The following is a 14,445-nucleotide window of genomic DNA, read 5'->3' on the forward strand; positions in this document are numbered from 1 at the left end:
GGTTCTGGGTGAGATGCCCGTCATGGCGAATTTCGACTTCTATGCGCTGTCCGGGGGACCACCGGTGAGGCCAGGATTGGTGCGGGACCCAGGACCGCAGGCGTCATCCATAGCCGTTGATATCTGGGCGGTTCCCATGTCCGCCTTCGGTCGTTTCATGGCCGGTATTCCATCGCCGCTGAGCATCGGCTCGGTGTCACTGGCGGACGGAACCGCCGTCAAGGGCTTTATCTGTGAAGCCGAAGCAACAGCCACCGCCAGCGAAATCACGTCCCTCGGAAGTTGGAGGCGCTTCATTGCCCTGCAAACGGTGTGCTAATAGCAAGCTCAACTATAAAAGTTGGTTTGTCTACGCCGACTCCCGCTGCGGGATGACATGGCACTCTCCACGCCAATGTTCCACAACAGGAGGTTAAGCGGCTGGCACCGCGAGTGCTGCTGCAACCTGAAGAAGTCATTGATCTCACGGCCCCAAATCGATTTTCCGATTCCCGGTGGCCCATTCAGGAGCAGAGGCGAAAAACGGAAAGCAGCCATGCCGGATCCAACAGACTGACGCATCGCCTGTCAGAAAACTTCTGTCGCCGGCGCCATCCAAGGCATTCCCGCATGAAGCGCCGCGGCAATCTCATCGGCGCGTGCCTCGCTTTCGACTTCGACTTCGACTTCGACTTCGACCACTTCCACGCCGGTATTCAGTAATTCTATAGCTTTGCGGTCATCGGTCCTCAGATGCATTATCCCGTTCCTTGATGATGGGCACTGCCCACCGCCGAATCCGCCCCCAATCATGACTTGCCACCGTCTCTTGCTGGGTGAAGCTCGTTGGTAAGCTTTTACCGACCATTGATTTTTTCAAGCGTTATAATAAGGGGTAAAACGCTCAATACCCTTATTATGACGCTTTCAAGAATCCGGAATAGACACAGGCAGGGCAGATTGTCAGTCTGCGCGAGTGAACTTCACAGTGCATTTCCGATCCTCTTGCCGTCTAGAATTTTAGTCCGAGATGAGAATTCGCGAACCTATCGCAATAGCCTCGTTCAACCGGATTGTCCAAGTCGAAATAACCATCAGGCAGCGACACTGACGGCTCCTGAACATGTCATCACCCAGGTTTCGCGCCGTGTGGGCAAGCACGCTGTCGTAGCGGCTTTCAGAGGCGATTGAAGTCGTCTGCCGTTTAGCGGGCAAAAGCAATTGCCAAGCCTCGACCTCGAGCACGGTTGCGACACGATCCAGCACATCAATAGACACGCTATAGCGGCGGCGCTCCAGCGCGCGACCAACTCCAGGGAACGGGTATACTCAACGGGCAACATGATAAATACAGGGTGGAGCGTTCCACATCGAGCAACACAGCTTCCTCAGGATCGAACCTACTGGACCGCGAGGCTCCCCGCTACCTTGCGATGCGTGATTACCAGAAGATTTTGCGCAAATACGACTTCCAAGTGTCGATGAGCGGAAAAGGAAATTGTTATGATTGCAGCAGTGGAAACCCTCTTCAAGACGATCAAGGCTGAACTATTGTGGCAGGAATCCTGACCAACACGCCGCGATGTTGAGATAGCCATCTTCGAATATATCAATGGTTTCTATAATCCGCGCAGGCGTCACTCGGCATTGGGATGGAAGAGCCCCTTGGCCTTCGAGAAAAAAGCCGCTTAAATGAGCTATTGGAGCGGCACAAAAACGTGACAGGTCCAGGTGCGGGGGCTGGATCTAATCTTCACTTGTTGCCCGAGCAAGTAAAGATGGTTGCGGGAGGCTGCAACCGCCATTACTTGCGACCTACTAACAGCCATTTTCCTATCAACGCCAAATCCAACGCGGGGAGAATGGTTGCTAAAAATAGCAGCTTTCATTCCGTCTTATTCCGAACAGCAGCGTGAGTATCGGTTACACTACAACTCAACCGCCACGTTTTCCCGGCGAAAAATCCGGCACTGCGCGCCGAACGCGGTCAGCGCAGGTTCGTTTGTCATCTATCACCTCTGACCGACCTGGAACGGGACGCAGGACATCGCCATGCAACTGCGCCCTCAGTTCCAGCCAACGCGCCTTGAGAACCTGCCAGTTGTGATCGTCGTATGTGCCACTGACGACAATAGGGTGAACCCGAATGCGGGGCGGGAGACCATCACCATGATCCCTCCATTTCCGCCATTCGCGAAGCCAAAGACTGTTCTTGCGATCCACACGCCCAATCTGCTGCTCGACAATGCCGGGATTCCACTCCGCGTGCAGTAGAATCACTGTGCGACAGGCCTCATGCAGATTGCAGCATACGCCGCGTTTGCGGTGCGGTTGCGCCTGACATCATCCTGGCGAAGTTGCCCTCGCGCCCGGAATAATCGTTCAGCCAGGCATCCAGCCGGGCTTTCTGCGTATCGTTGTTCTCTGCTTCATCATCCCCGGCAAGCTCCAGGAGCAGTTTTTCGAACAGCCCGAGCATTTCCCGCCCCGTCCAGGAAGCGCCCGCAACTTCCCGCCTGCCACCAAGTGCCTCGAGCAAAGCCCCGAATTGAAGGTCTTGTTTGCCGTCCTCATGGCGCAGAATCTCTGACAGAAATGCAGCAGCTCCTCCCTCCAGCGCAAGGTCTTCCAACTCCCGATGAAGCCGTGCGAGTTCAGCCCGGCGCTCGCTCGCCCACTCCCGATAGCGGGTTTTCAACATCATATCGATTTCGTCGACCCCACCCGCCACCGCAAGATCAGGATCCCTCATCGCCGCAATGACGGCTGCTATATTGCTTTCCCCGATCCCACTGGCAGGCCAGTGCTGTCCGTCTCGCAAACGACGCAGCATCTCACGCGCGTCCAGCAGTCTGGTCAGCACATTCATCGGCGTCAGGAACCTGCCGAAGACGAGCACTTTCTCGCCGGCCCGTGTATAGGCCTCGATTTGTCTCACAGCCGCCAGGATCGCAGGGTGGCTATAGATGTCGTTGCTCTCAGCGGTGAAAGCTTCCGTCCAAAACCCCGCCGGACCAACGAGGTTTGCATCTGTCATGCCAGAAGGGCTGTCTTCCTCATCCTCTCCAAAGCCGAACCCATACCCCTGGGCAACGGCGAGCCTGACCCGTTTCACACGCGGATCATCCTGAGGGAGTAACGACAGCGCCTCAGCCGCACAAAAGCGGCGCAACCAGTCACGGGTAAAACCCTCTGCCTCCGGTGAAACCGGGATATCGGTGACCTCACGATAATCACCATGACTGTCTTTGAAGACGCAGAATTCGGGGTCACTGCGTTTGTCCCGGCGCAGGACGTATGGTCGCAATGCTGCGCAGAACTGCCGGGCGGAGGTCTCGAATTCCCCGGTCAGCGTCTCGTCCAGTTCTTCGGTTTGAATCCGACGAACAACATTCACATAGCCGGTGATCCATTCCGTCAGCGCTGCGAGCGCAGTAATATCCTGATCGTCATCGCGACCATTGAGCCGCTCCAGCGTGTCGATCCACTGGCTGGAGTCCAGCTCGACCGGGGTGGCGGTCATGCCCAGACGAAAAGGATCATCCGCTTCCCAGCTTACCGGGCCGAGAATGCGCGAAAGGCTTGAATCTGCGCCGCGCGCCTTGTGGGCTTCGTCAACAATTATGAGATCAAACTGACCCAGGCCATAGCCGATCAGCGGCAGGATCCTGTTCTTGTAATCGTCCGCCGAAAGCCATTTCTGATCACCGTTAATGGCATCGCGCGGCAGTTCGTGGTCCAGAATCGTTTGGGCAATGTGCCGCGCCGCACGGCGACTGGCATATACATAGCCCACCTCACCCGAATGGAAATTTTCGCGCATGAAGTTGCGCCGTCGGCCGTCAATCAGGCGGGCGACGTTGGGTAAGAGTTCCCGGCGCCAGCCTCCAGCGGGGCCTTCTCCACGATTGGGAAACTGCATGTTCGCGAAGGAATGAGAGATCATTATGATCTCTTCGGCGGCCCAGCCGTTCTCCGGCAACTCACGCTGCTTGCGGCGATCCGAAAGCCACTCCTTATGGCTGTGTAACCGTCTTGCGCTCCCCTCCGCATCGGTATCGTGCAAGAAACCGGAGATGAAACCATCATAGCTGCGCAGCGGCAGCAATGTCTTGTCGTCGGCGTTGAACCGTTTCAGTTCCTGTTGCCATTGTGTCCCAAGGCCCGCGGGCAGAACAATGGCGCTGCGCCCGCCCGCCTCCCGCACCGCTGCGATCAGCGCCGCCGCAATGCGGGTCTTGCCCATACCCACCTCATCAGCCAGCAGGGCCGAGCGTTGGCCCGCCCGGATACGGCACGCTAGTTCTGTGACACTCGCCTTCTGGCCATGATCTAGCAGGGCATCATCAGACGTCCCTGCGATACGATCCAGAATGCTCGCGACCTCGTTCCAGTCCACCATCACGCGGCCTCCCGTTCCCAGAGCGATGGGTAAGCGCTGAGCTCCCACGCGACGGACACTGCCAAAAGCGCATCTCTCAATAGGTCTGGCGAAACCCCTTCCGGGCGCATACGCGGATCTGCCAGAGCAGGCAGAGGATTTGCCCTGGCGTTCCGGAAGAACTCGAGCATCGTTTTTTCGCGAGACGCGATAGCGCAAAGGTTCTGTTGCAACTCCCGACACCACCTTTGCCAGTCCCGCGGGTCCAACCTTGCCTGTGTCTCACAAAGACGCACCAGAAGTTCCATCATCCTGCGAATGGGATAGGCAGCTGGCGGAGCTTCGGTGGTATCTGAGGCGTCGGTGAGCGGCTCTTCGCCTTCCTCACCCTCATCTTCGCTGTCAGCATCACCTGGCTCGGGAAATGAGCCAAGGCTGGCAAGGATATCTTCGACCGACATATCGGAGGGGCGAGCGACAACAAGTGCTTCGGAAGAAATGACAGGCAGCCGCCAACCGCCCTCCGCGAGTGTCACAATCGCTGGAGCCGGTGCAGGCCATGGACAAGGTGTCTGGGCCTGAGCCGCATCGACACCAATCACCATCACCGATTTGTCCTCGGGGGCCGAGAGCACCCCGTCTTGCCATATAAACCACGCAACTGGCGGCTGGGTTTCTGGCTCATCGGGGCGCACTGAGAACGGCGGTGCAAAAGTCGGCCACGGAAGCGGCGGAATAGACCGTCCGCGGGCGGAGTAAAATCCGGCCACCTATCTTCCTTCTGCAATGAGCGCAGGAGGGACAGAGGATTTATACCGTGGATCTTTATCTGAAGGTTCGTCTGGCCGTCTCGGAAGGGATGAGCCGACGTCAGGCAGCCAAACACTTCAACATATCCCGCGACAGCGTAGCAAAGATGCTGACGTATTCGACGCCTCCTGGCTATCAGCGACGATCACCAGTCCGGCGGCCGAAGCTGGACGCGTTCGTTTCGACGATCGACCACTGGTTGGATGAAGACAGACACGTACCTCGCAAACAGCGCCATACGGCCAAGCGTGTGTTTGACCGGCTTCGCGACGAATGCGGGTTCACCGGCGGCTATACGATCATCAAGGATTATATCCGGGAGCGGGAACAGCGTCGCCAGGAAGTGTTCGTGCCGCTGTCGCATCCGCCCGGCCATGCGCAGGCCGATTTCGGTGAGGCGACGGTCGTGATCGGCGGTGTCGAGCAGAAAGCCCGGTTCTTTGTGCTCGATTTTCCGCATAGTGACAGCTGCTACGTGCGGGCTTATCCGGCGGCGGTGGCCGAGGCCTGGGTCGATGGCCACGTCCATGCGTTTGCGTTTTTCGGGGCCGTGCCGCAGTCGATCGTCTATGACAATGACCGCTGCCTTGTGGCGAGGATCCTGCCCGATGGCACGCGCAAGCGGGCAACACTGTTCAGCGGGTTCCTGTCCCATTATCTGATCCGGGATCGCTATGGCCGGCCCGGAAAGGGCAATGACACGGATGAGATCGAATAGCCCCTTCGACAGAAATTGTGGTATTTTCTTCAGGCCCACGGGCGACCACGTGGTGAACGGCCGGGCATGAGGTTCAAGCCCTGCGGCGCAGCCAGATCATCGTCGCTCCTCATTTGTGGCGTCCGTGGGTTTTGAGCGGGGCCCTCGTTGTCGCCATCCGTCGGTCATTCGCCTATATGCGCCTTCGGCCTGCTGAGCGCGGTTGCGCTCCTCCCGGCGACGTTGCGTGATGTTGTAGTCGTAGCCGGCACCTTTCTGGCCGCGTCTCGGCGGATGTCCGGCGCGCAGTTCGAGGTCACGCAGTTTCTTGGCATGTAGCGAGGGGCGAACCCAGCTGTAGTCTTCACCTTTGGTCAGCAGGTGCCAGATGATCACTGCCAGCTTACGGGCAACCGCCACTGCGGCAATGTGATTGCCCCGTTTGCTCCGCACGCGCTCGTAGAAGGCACGCAACGGCCCTGGACTTCGCACGGTCTGCCAGGCCGCTTCGACAAGTAGATGGCGGGCATTTGCGCGTCCGCGTTTGGTGATCCGACCATGATGGGCGGGGCCATCACTAGATTGATGGACGCTTGGATTGAGGCCGATATAGGCAACCAGCTTGTCGGGGTTGTCAAAACGTTCGATTTTGCCGATCGCCGCCATCAGTCCGACAGCAACCACCATGTCGATGCCCGGGATCGTCATCAATCGTGTCACGTTCGGATCGGACAAGGCGGCGCGTGCAATGTCACGTTCCACTCCCTTGAGTGCATCGGACTGACGGTCGTATTCCTCGACGTGCCGTTCAATGGCCTCCCGCTCGTCGTCCGGTAGATACTGGGCCCGCAGCCAGTTCCGACCCTTGCCGCCGAAGAGATCGGCAAATGGGCAGGGTGGAATCAGGTTCGCGTGCAGGATCGACTGGACGACCGATTTTAGACGGGTCCGTTGCCGGACAAGTTGCGTTCGGCGCGTCACCTGACGTCGGCGAGCCAAGGTTGCCGCGTCCGGAATCCAGACCTCCGGCAAGAAGCCGGCGGCGTAGAGTTGCGCCAGGACGCGCGCGTCGATCGCGTCAGTCTTGATCTTCGCCTTGGCGATCAGATGGACCTGCAACGGATTTGCCACGGCCACCCTTGCAACGCGCGGAGCGAGAATCTCCACAACTGCGGTCGCATTGCCGGTCGCTTCCACCACGACATGATCCGACGGCAGAAGTGTTCTGGCAAAGTCTTCCAGATGCTCCCGCGTCATTCCGATCCGGCCAAGTCGCTTGGTTTCTCCATCTTCGAGAGCCACCGCTTCGGCGAAGACGCGGTGGATATCCATGCCGATGATGCGCATATCTACCTCCTTTGCTATGTCATCCCAATTCTCAGGAGCTGGCGGGCTACACGGCAACTACGGATCCGCGCTCGCAGCGCATTCGGGTAAGCCGCAGGGGCGACCATATAAAGGCTCGGGCTCGCAGCCCATGTCTTTCGCTCGGCCTGCCCGCACTCGCGTGCTCCCGACGCCCCACATCCCGAATGGTCTCACCATAGCGCCTGCCACCGAAGTGCGGCAAAGATATCGAGGCGTCAGCGTGATCATGCCAGATAAGGGTAACGTCGAGGGTCTGGTCGGTTATGCCCGGCGTAACTTCATGGTCCCCATCCCGCAGTTTCCGACCTGGGATGCGTTCAACGCCTTTCTGGAAGAACAGTGCCGGAAGCGCCAATGTGACAGGCTGCGCGGTGAGAGCGAGACGATCGGTGAACGGCTGCTGCGCGATCTGGCTGCCATGCAGTCCTTGCCAGCGTCGCCATTTGACGCCTGCGACCAAGCCAGCGCCAGGGTCACGGCACAGTCTCTCGTTCGCTACAAGACGAACGACTATTCCGTGCCCGTCGCCTATGGCCACCAGGACGTTTGGGTCCGAGGCTATGTCGACAAGGTGGTGATCGGTTGCCGCGGCGAGGTCATCGCCCGCCATCCCAGGAGCTGGGATCGGGAGGATGTCATCTTCGACCCTGTTCATTACCTGCCGCTGATCGAGCGGAAGATCAATGCGCTGGATCAGGCAGCCCCTTTGCAGGGCTGGGATCTGCCGGAGGAATTCGCGACACTGTGCCGTCTGATGGAAGGCCGCATGGCAAAGCATGGCCGGCGAGAATACGTGCAGGTTCTTCGACTGCTGGAAAGCTTCGATATGGCCTGGCCCGGTGATCGCACCCGAACGATGAGCGGATCGACCATGAAAATCGAAATCCCGATCCCGAACATGATCAGTCTGGGCGGCATCAAGGCCTACACGGATTCGGATTACTACGACCGTGATTCGAAAGACCCCGTCAAACGTTTCCATCGCGGCCATCACAACATGACTGCAGAGGAGCGAGAGAAAGCCGCGGCCGCGATCAACGAGAACATGAAAGACGAGGATGAAAAGACACGCAAGATCGCCAACAAGATACTGGGTGCCGCCACCGCGCGGATCATGTTCGAGCCGGTTGCCGATATCGGCGATGCCGCAGCGTGGAACATCCGCACCAAGGAACTCGACGTCCTGACCGGAGCGACCGAATTCAGCTTACAAGTAGACGTAAGTGCCGAAAACGAGGAGAACAAGGCCGTCGCCAAGAAGCTGGCCCAATCCGTCCTCGACGACTGCAAAGGTGCCTCGGTCGGCGAATGATGCCTGCCGGCCCCACGGTCAGAAGCCGCACCACGACAAGACAGGAAAGAAAAAATGACGATGACCACATTTAGCCGGGTATTCATGACATTTGCCACCTTCCTGATCGTGTCTCAGGCCGCCGGAGCAGCCCCTGTTTGCGAAGGGGAATACATGTCTGCCGTCACCGGCGCGTCGCCGCCAGTTCAGGGCAAGGTCACGGGCGTGCCCAATCCCTACCGCGAACAGCCCGTCCGCATCGACGTGAAGGATTGCGGGCGCACGTTGGTGATTCATGGCGATGGGGCGATTCCTCTCAAGCAAAGCGCCAACGATCCTACGCATTATGTCGGGTCGCATCAGGGCGCACCGGCCGTGTTCGATGTCTGGAGCCCCGACCGCCTGACGGGCCAGATCCTGGTTCCGGGCTCCGACGGCGGCGTGATCTTCGAAATGACGCTTGTGGAGGGGCACACCCCCGATATGGAGGGCTGCGGCAATCCCGAGCAGACGAATACAAAATCGGACGACGACCGGCTGACCGTCGATCCCGCGCTGCGCAGCGAGGTGATCAGCATTGTCGCCGACGAGTTGGGCGTGCCAAGGGATCAGGCCGGGCGCTACATCTCGGCCTTGCGATCCGTGGCGAAAACCCGCCAGTCGGACGAGGGGATAACCGAAATTATGCCAGGTGAGCCGGGCTGTCCCATCGAATTGACCGGCGTGAAGACCTGCAAGGTCTTTCCGCCCGACACCACGACAGTCGTCGAAGTCAATCTCCTGCTCGACGAGGACGGTCGCCTGCTGCCTGTCACAACAGAAGGCTCTGCCACGCGGCGGGTCCGCGTCGACGATCCCGGCGCTACGACGGATTTCTGCGCGCCGGACGCGCCGGAGACGAAACTGCCCGAGGCCGAGAGGCGCCTCCGGTTCAAGTTCTTCGCGATCGATGAAGACGGCATCAACGATGTTCAGGCCGGTCTTTTCGACGCGGATACTGATATTTTCAAGAAGGCCCATTACGCCGAAGGGAAATACAAGGGGAGCCGGGGCCGGTCAGAAGCTGCCGGTGAAGCCTACCGGGCCATCGGATCGCCAGTAACGGGTCGGCACAAACTGCCCTGAGTGCCCCGCAATGCGCCGGGTGAAAGACTACAGAAGCGAGGGAGGATAACTCATGGATTTCGAGAAACCGGGAATAGGAGCGCAGTTTTCACAACTGGGCTACCTGCTCAAGAACACATTCACGATCATCGGTCGCGACAAGGACATCCTGTCGCCCATCATCCGGATGAGCATCTACGCCACCCTCGTGGTCGTGCTGTTCTTCGCCGGGGTCGCCGCCATCGTCGTCGGTATGGGAGGGACAGGCACCCTGCTGCTTTTGGCCATGGTCGTCGCCTTCATCTACAAGTTTTTTTACTACAACCATCAGGAATTGCGGTTGAGCCGACTGATCTATGACACGGCCTGCGGACGGGATGCGACGCTGCAGAACGTGCGCAAGGAGCTCGCCGACCTGAAAGGCCGCGCCCGGATCCTTGGGCTGATCGACATGGCGGGCGCGTGGGTGGCCATGAGGCGCGGGAACGGTGGGTTTTTCGTCCGGCTCGTTCTTGGCACACTGGTCGAGATATGGGATCTGGTGAACCATTTTCTCCTGCCCGTCTTCGCCATCGACAAGCTGAGTTTCCGCGACGGGGGCGCGCGTCTCCGCTCGCTGAAGGATCACGTCCCCGAAACACTGGTCGGTGTCTTCGGGATCGACATCATGGCCGGAGTCGTGCGCAGCGTTCTGGTGCCCCTCTATCTGATCGCGATCATCCTCGGCATCATCCTTGGCCTTGCATTCGGAGGCGTGATGCCTGCTGCGTTCTCCGCTGGCCGGCTGGGGGACCTGTTCGGCAGCATTCCAGACGCGCTGCCGTTCAACGAACAGACGCTGTTCAACTGGCTGCCGCTCTTCGTGCTTGTCTTACTAACCTTCATAGGCAACGCGATCCTCGCGCGGCTCGTGACGGCGATCAAGGTGATCTACTTCACCCTGTTTTACACGCGCATTGCCCACGTGGACGCCCTCGCCTCCGATATCCGGCATGAGCTCGACGGCTACCTGAACCTCGGGGGCGGCGACGCCTCCGCTGGAGATACGTCAGCGTCCGGTCCCGCTATGGGACAGAGTTGAAACAAGACATTTCGCGGCAAGCCTCAAATACGGATATTCGCGGGCTTCATTTGATTGCGCCAGCGCCGGGGTCGCCACGGTCATGCAGATCAAGACCATAGAACGCGAAAACAGGGAACGGGGCATGTATGATTTCCTGAAAACAGTCACAACCTTGCAGAGCTGTTCATTTATTCCTGGTTGTTTGTAAGATTGTTCCGATGTGATCGTAAACCTGCGACCTCTTGAATGGGAGATGCTGGTCGCAAGACATTATTTTGCATTTTACACCGGCGCCCCGTTCAAACGAACGGGGCGTACAGGTCGCCCAGCGTGCAACGAATATCCTCACTATAAATCGGAGCGGACGCAGGCCGAAAAACAACAACGCGAAGATCAAGGTGAGCATGGTGAGACATCGTGGGCATATTCTTTCTTCTGAACCCGCCGGATTGAAATGAGGAGTCGATACCATGCGACATATTGTGCCCATCGTACTGGCCGTGTCGCTGACCGACCAGCACCGTCGGCGTCCTGATCGCATGTCGAGGCGCGATTTCCTATCGAACTGAGAGTAATCGTCACGCGATCGTCAAGAGGAGAACCGGAAGATGAAACTGACCGCACCGAGACTGGCCCTGATGGCAATGGCTGGCACCATGGCTTCCGCCGCCCCTGTGCGGGCGGCGGACGACGTCGTCATCGTCTATGACGCCTCGGGCTCCATGTGGGGCCAGATCGACGGTACCAGCAAGATAGAGATTGCCCGCGACGTGCTGGGCGATCTCGTCGGCAAATGGGACGATGGGACAAATCTGGGCCTTGTCGCTTATGGCCATCGCAGACAGGGCGATTGCCTTGACATTGAAACGATGATCCCGCCCGGTCCGTTGGACAAGACCAGTTTTATCAAGACGGTCAACTCGATCAAGCCAGTGGGCAAGACACCTATCTCTGCATCAGTGCAACAGGCAGCCGATCTGCTGTCTTATCGCGATAATCCCGCGACGGTCGTATTGATCTCGGACGGCGTGGAAACCTGCAATGCTGATCCGTGCGCGCTTTCTGCACAGTTAGCCAAACAGGGCGTGAAGTTCACCGCTCATGTCGTCGGCTTCGATCTGAAGAAGGATGAGAACGCCAATCTTTCTTGCATCGCCGAAAATACGGGCGGCATGTTTGTCTCCGCCAGCAATGCGGCTGAATTGAACGATGCCCTGACGCAGGTGACGGAAACGATAGAAGAAGTGCCGTCGACCCCGCCAGATCCGGAGCCAGACCTGCCCGAGGTCACGCTGACCGGCCCCGAGCAGGTTACGACCGGCTCTGTCTTTGATTTCAGCTGGTCGGGCTCGATCAACGGGCGCGACTTCATCACCATCGTTCCGGCAGGTGCGGACGAAGGCACGGCAAACGATTACATCCGCGTCAAGGATGCCAGCGAAGGCCGCCTGACGGCCCCCGGCACACCCGGCCTTTACGAGTTGCGCTATGCGCTCGAACAGGGCCGCCGCACGCTGGCGAGCGTTCCGGTCGAGGTGGTCGAGGCCGAGGTCACGCTGACCGGCCCCGAGCAGGTTACGACCGGCTCCGTCTTTGATTTCAGCTGGTCGGGTTCGATCAACGGGCGCGACTTCATCACCATCGTTCCGGCAAGTGCGGACGAAGGCACGGCAAACGACTACATCCGCGTCAAGGATGCCAGCGAAGGCCGCCTGACGGCCCCCGGCACACCCGGCCTTTACGAGTTACGCTATGCGCTCGAACAGGGCCGCCGTACGCTGGCAAGCGTTCCGGTCGAGGTGGTCGAGGCCGAGGTCGGAATCGCTGGCCCCGGTACTGTGCGCGCCAAGTCGGATGTGGATGTCAGCTGGTCGGGTTCGATCAACGGGCGCGACTTTGTCACGATTGTTCCGATGGGTGCGGACGAGGGCACGGCCAACGATTACATCCGCGTCAAGGACGCCAGCGAAGGCCGCCTGACTGCTCCCGACACTCCCGGACTCTACGAGTTGCGCTATGTGCTCGAGCAGGGCCGCCGCACGTTGGCAAGCGCGCCTTTGGAAGTGGTTGGTGCCGAGGCGCCACTCGACGATGGCGCGGGTCTGTCTGTGCCGAAGACCGCTGCACCGGGCGCGACAATCAAGGTAACCTGGGCCGGGGAGAGCGACAGCACTGATCAGCGGATCGCGCTTGCCCACAAGGATCAGCCCGATTTCAGCTGGATTTCGGTGCAGAAGGTCGGTGAGCAAAAAAGCCTGGATCTGAAAATACCGAATGAGGCAGGCCTCTATGAGGTTCGGTTTCTGGACGTTTCCGGGCGTGAGGTGCTTGGACGGTCCGTGGTGAAGGTGAAATGATGATACGCCGAGCTCTTTCCGTCGCCGTCACCGCCGCCATCGTCACGGTCCCCGTCGCGTGGGCTGGAACAAACGGTCACGGCCCGGGTTCCTGGCACGTCACCGGCGTAGCGGCGGGAGATGGGCTGAACGTCCGCATGGGGCCAGGCACCGACTATCCGGTGATCGATGAATTCGCACCCGACGCGCGCGGCTTGGAGCTGATCACCTGCGTTCCCTTCTATCCGCCGCGCCACGATAAAAAGATGTCCGACGCGCAGTTGCGCGCCCTTCCGCCGCCTTGGTGCCTGATGCGCGACACCAACATGGACAGCATCGGCTGGGTGGCGCAACGCTTCATCACCGCCGACAATGCCGCGCCCGCATTGCCCGACACTTTGGGTCAATCGAACGAAGCTGACTCGCTAATGCTGTTGTCAAATCGTTTCATGGATGGCTATGAAACGCTCGACACCCTACAAGTTCTTGACCAGATTATTGCCACGCTGGAACCGGTGAATGAGCAATCCTCGCCTTTTTTACCGACCGCGCGGATCAGACCAATGACCATGGCGGTTCTGGCTCTCGAAGCCGCCGAGGGGGTGCGCGACCGGGTCCGCTACCGCATCACCTATGGAATTGAACAGTTTCCGGATCTTGCGAGCCGCGTTCCCTATCCCGTCAGCTTCATTCAGGTGGACCGTTTCAGCATGGGATCGGCCATTCGGCAGGACGCCCTCGATTCATATGGGGACGAACACGTCGGCCCTCCCGAAGCGTTCGACGTTGGCCCGCATGTGTCCTGGCGCCTGGTCACCAGACCTGTGCAGGGGGCGACGTCAGACATAATAGCTGCGGGCCGGACCGAGCTGTCCGATGCGCAGGCGCAGGATATGAGGTGTCTGAAGAGCCCTTGCCTTTCGACCGGCATAAATATTGACGGTGCCGCCCCTTGGAGCGTGGAGGAGGAAAGGCCGCTGAATGGCGAACCCGTTCCCTTTCAGTTCGCGCGCGCAGGCTTGCTGACCCCCGCGGCTGCCATAGACCAACTGGCGCTTGAGAGCAATCTTCGCGAGATGGGGAGATTTCGCGAGTCCCCCGCTTTGCCCGATCCCTTCCTTGAGGCGGTGATCGAGATCGACCTTGCGCAGGATTCCGTCCTGGATGCGGGTATGCGCCGGGGCGGGATGAAGGACGACTCGGTCGCCGCAATCTGGCGGCGTCTGATCGGCATTCCGATGGGGGAGAACGCTCAGACGCCCACGGTATACCGTGCAGAGGCTTACGAATGCCAGCGCGGCCCGAAACTTCCGCCCGATGGTGGCTTGTGCCCCTGACCGTCATTGCAAGCCAATACCGCCCTTTGCGATCAGCAGTATCGGCCCCGGAGCGCATTCAAGACGCATCACCAGGGTA

10 protein-coding genes and 3 pseudogenes are annotated in these 14,445 nt (G+C 59.3%); 9 read left to right on the top strand and 4 right to left on the bottom strand.

Annotated features, from left to right (window positions below):
• The first annotated feature begins 22 nt into the window (after nucleotides 1-22).
• A complete protein-coding gene (locus EDC90_RS06085) occupies nucleotides 23-319 on the top strand; it encodes an allophanate hydrolase-related protein (RefSeq protein WP_132309619.1) in 297 nt (98 codons plus the stop codon).
• Between the two features lie 248 nt (nucleotides 320-567).
• Here EDC90_RS06085 and EDC90_RS20835 read toward each other — a convergent pair whose 3' ends face one another.
• Complete coding sequence (locus EDC90_RS20835) at nucleotides 568-738, bottom strand: hypothetical protein (RefSeq protein WP_165972755.1); 171 nt, start codon at nucleotides 736-738, stop codon at nucleotides 568-570.
• 680 nt (nucleotides 739-1,418) lie between these two features.
• Between EDC90_RS20835 and EDC90_RS21180 the strand changes: the two are divergent.
• Together EDC90_RS21180 and EDC90_RS21050 are read left to right on the top strand one after the other, a co-directional pair.
• Nucleotides 1,419-1,671: pseudogene (locus tag EDC90_RS21180) on the top strand (IS3 family transposase); the annotation flags it as partial.
• Between the two features lie 360 nt (nucleotides 1,672-2,031).
• A complete protein-coding gene (locus tag EDC90_RS21050; RefSeq protein ID WP_207903855.1) occupies nucleotides 2,032-2,253 on the top strand; it encodes a hypothetical protein in 222 nt (73 codons plus the stop codon).
• Between the two features lie 19 nt (nucleotides 2,254-2,272).
• Here the strand turns inward: EDC90_RS21050 and EDC90_RS06090 are convergent, their stop codons facing one another.
• Both EDC90_RS06090 and EDC90_RS06095 read right to left on the bottom strand, forming a co-directional pair.
• Nucleotides 2,273-4,381, bottom strand: coding sequence for a DEAD/DEAH box helicase family protein (locus EDC90_RS06090; protein WP_207903856.1), 2,109 nt, complete (start codon nucleotides 4,379-4,381; stop codon nucleotides 2,273-2,275).
• Entirely contained in the window at nucleotides 4,381-5,130 is a 750-nt protein-coding gene (locus EDC90_RS06095) for a hypothetical protein (protein WP_245510958.1), read from the bottom strand. The genes EDC90_RS06090 and EDC90_RS06095 overlap by 1 nt, the downstream gene beginning before the upstream one ends.
• 47 nt (nucleotides 5,131-5,177) lie before the next feature.
• Here EDC90_RS06095 and istA point away from each other — a divergent pair.
• A pseudogene (gene istA / locus EDC90_RS06100) lies at nucleotides 5,178-5,885 on the top strand (IS21 family transposase); the annotation flags it as partial.
• A 99-nt stretch (nucleotides 5,886-5,984) separates the two neighbouring features.
• Here the strand turns inward: istA and EDC90_RS06105 are convergent.
• Entirely contained in the window at nucleotides 5,985-7,214 is a 1,230-nt protein-coding gene (locus EDC90_RS06105) for an IS110 family transposase (RefSeq protein ID WP_132309621.1), read from the bottom strand.
• 253 nt (nucleotides 7,215-7,467) lie between these two features.
• Here EDC90_RS06105 and EDC90_RS06110 point away from each other — a divergent pair.
• The 5 genes and pseudogenes from EDC90_RS06110 to EDC90_RS06130 all read left to right on the top strand — a co-directional run.
• Nucleotides 7,468-8,067, top strand: a pseudogene (locus EDC90_RS06110) (Mu transposase domain-containing protein); the annotation flags it as partial.
• A gap of 534 nt (nucleotides 8,068-8,601) precedes the next feature.
• Nucleotides 8,602-9,651 (top strand): hypothetical protein, encoded by a 1,050-nt coding sequence (locus EDC90_RS06115; RefSeq protein WP_132309623.1) that lies wholly within the window; start codon nucleotides 8,602-8,604, stop codon nucleotides 9,649-9,651.
• Nucleotides 9,652-9,703: 52 nt separating this feature from the next.
• Nucleotides 9,704-10,711, top strand: coding sequence for a hypothetical protein (locus EDC90_RS06120; RefSeq protein ID WP_132309625.1), 1,008 nt, complete (start codon nucleotides 9,704-9,706; stop codon nucleotides 10,709-10,711).
• 590 nt (nucleotides 10,712-11,301) lie between these two features.
• Entirely contained in the window at nucleotides 11,302-13,050 is a 1,749-nt protein-coding gene (locus EDC90_RS06125; RefSeq protein WP_132309627.1) for a vWA domain-containing protein, read from the top strand.
• Nucleotides 13,047-14,366, top strand: a complete 1,320-nt coding sequence (locus tag EDC90_RS06130; RefSeq protein WP_132309629.1) for an SH3 domain-containing protein — start codon at nucleotides 13,047-13,049, stop codon at nucleotides 14,364-14,366. The genes EDC90_RS06125 and EDC90_RS06130 overlap by 4 nt, the downstream gene beginning before the upstream one ends.
• Nucleotides 14,367-14,445: the final 79 nt, after the last annotated feature.

The sequence above is a fragment of the Martelella mediterranea genome (assembly GCF_004342225.1).
GTDB lineage: Bacteria > Pseudomonadota > Alphaproteobacteria > Rhizobiales > Rhizobiaceae > Martelella > Martelella mediterranea_B.

What these genes read in the sequence shown, in the direction of transcription:
- EDC90_RS06120 (WP_132309625.1), top strand. Translation starts at nt 9,704, where the DNA reads ATGGATTTCGAGAAACCGGGAATAGGAGCGCAGTTTTCACAACTGGGC.
- EDC90_RS06105 (WP_132309621.1), bottom strand. Translation starts at nt 7,214, where the DNA reads ATGCGCATCATCGGCATGGATATCCACCGCGTCTTCGCCGAAGCGGTG.
- EDC90_RS06115 (WP_132309623.1), top strand. Translation starts at nt 8,602, where the DNA reads ATGACGATGACCACATTTAGCCGGGTATTCATGACATTTGCCACCTTC.
- EDC90_RS06090 (WP_207903856.1), bottom strand. Translation starts at nt 4,381, where the DNA reads ATGGTGGACTGGAACGAGGTCGCGAGCATTCTGGATCGTATCGCAGGG.
- EDC90_RS20835 (WP_165972755.1), bottom strand. Translation starts at nt 738, where the DNA reads ATGCATCTGAGGACCGATGACCGCAAAGCTATAGAATTACTGAATACC.
- EDC90_RS06130 (WP_132309629.1), top strand. Translation starts at nt 13,047, where the DNA reads ATGATGATACGCCGAGCTCTTTCCGTCGCCGTCACCGCCGCCATCGTC.
- EDC90_RS06125 (WP_132309627.1), top strand. Translation starts at nt 11,302, where the DNA reads ATGAAACTGACCGCACCGAGACTGGCCCTGATGGCAATGGCTGGCACC.
- EDC90_RS21050 (WP_207903855.1), top strand. Translation starts at nt 2,032, where the DNA reads ATGCAACTGCGCCCTCAGTTCCAGCCAACGCGCCTTGAGAACCTGCCA.
- EDC90_RS06085 (WP_132309619.1), top strand. Translation starts at nt 23, where the DNA reads ATGGCGAATTTCGACTTCTATGCGCTGTCCGGGGGACCACCGGTGAGG.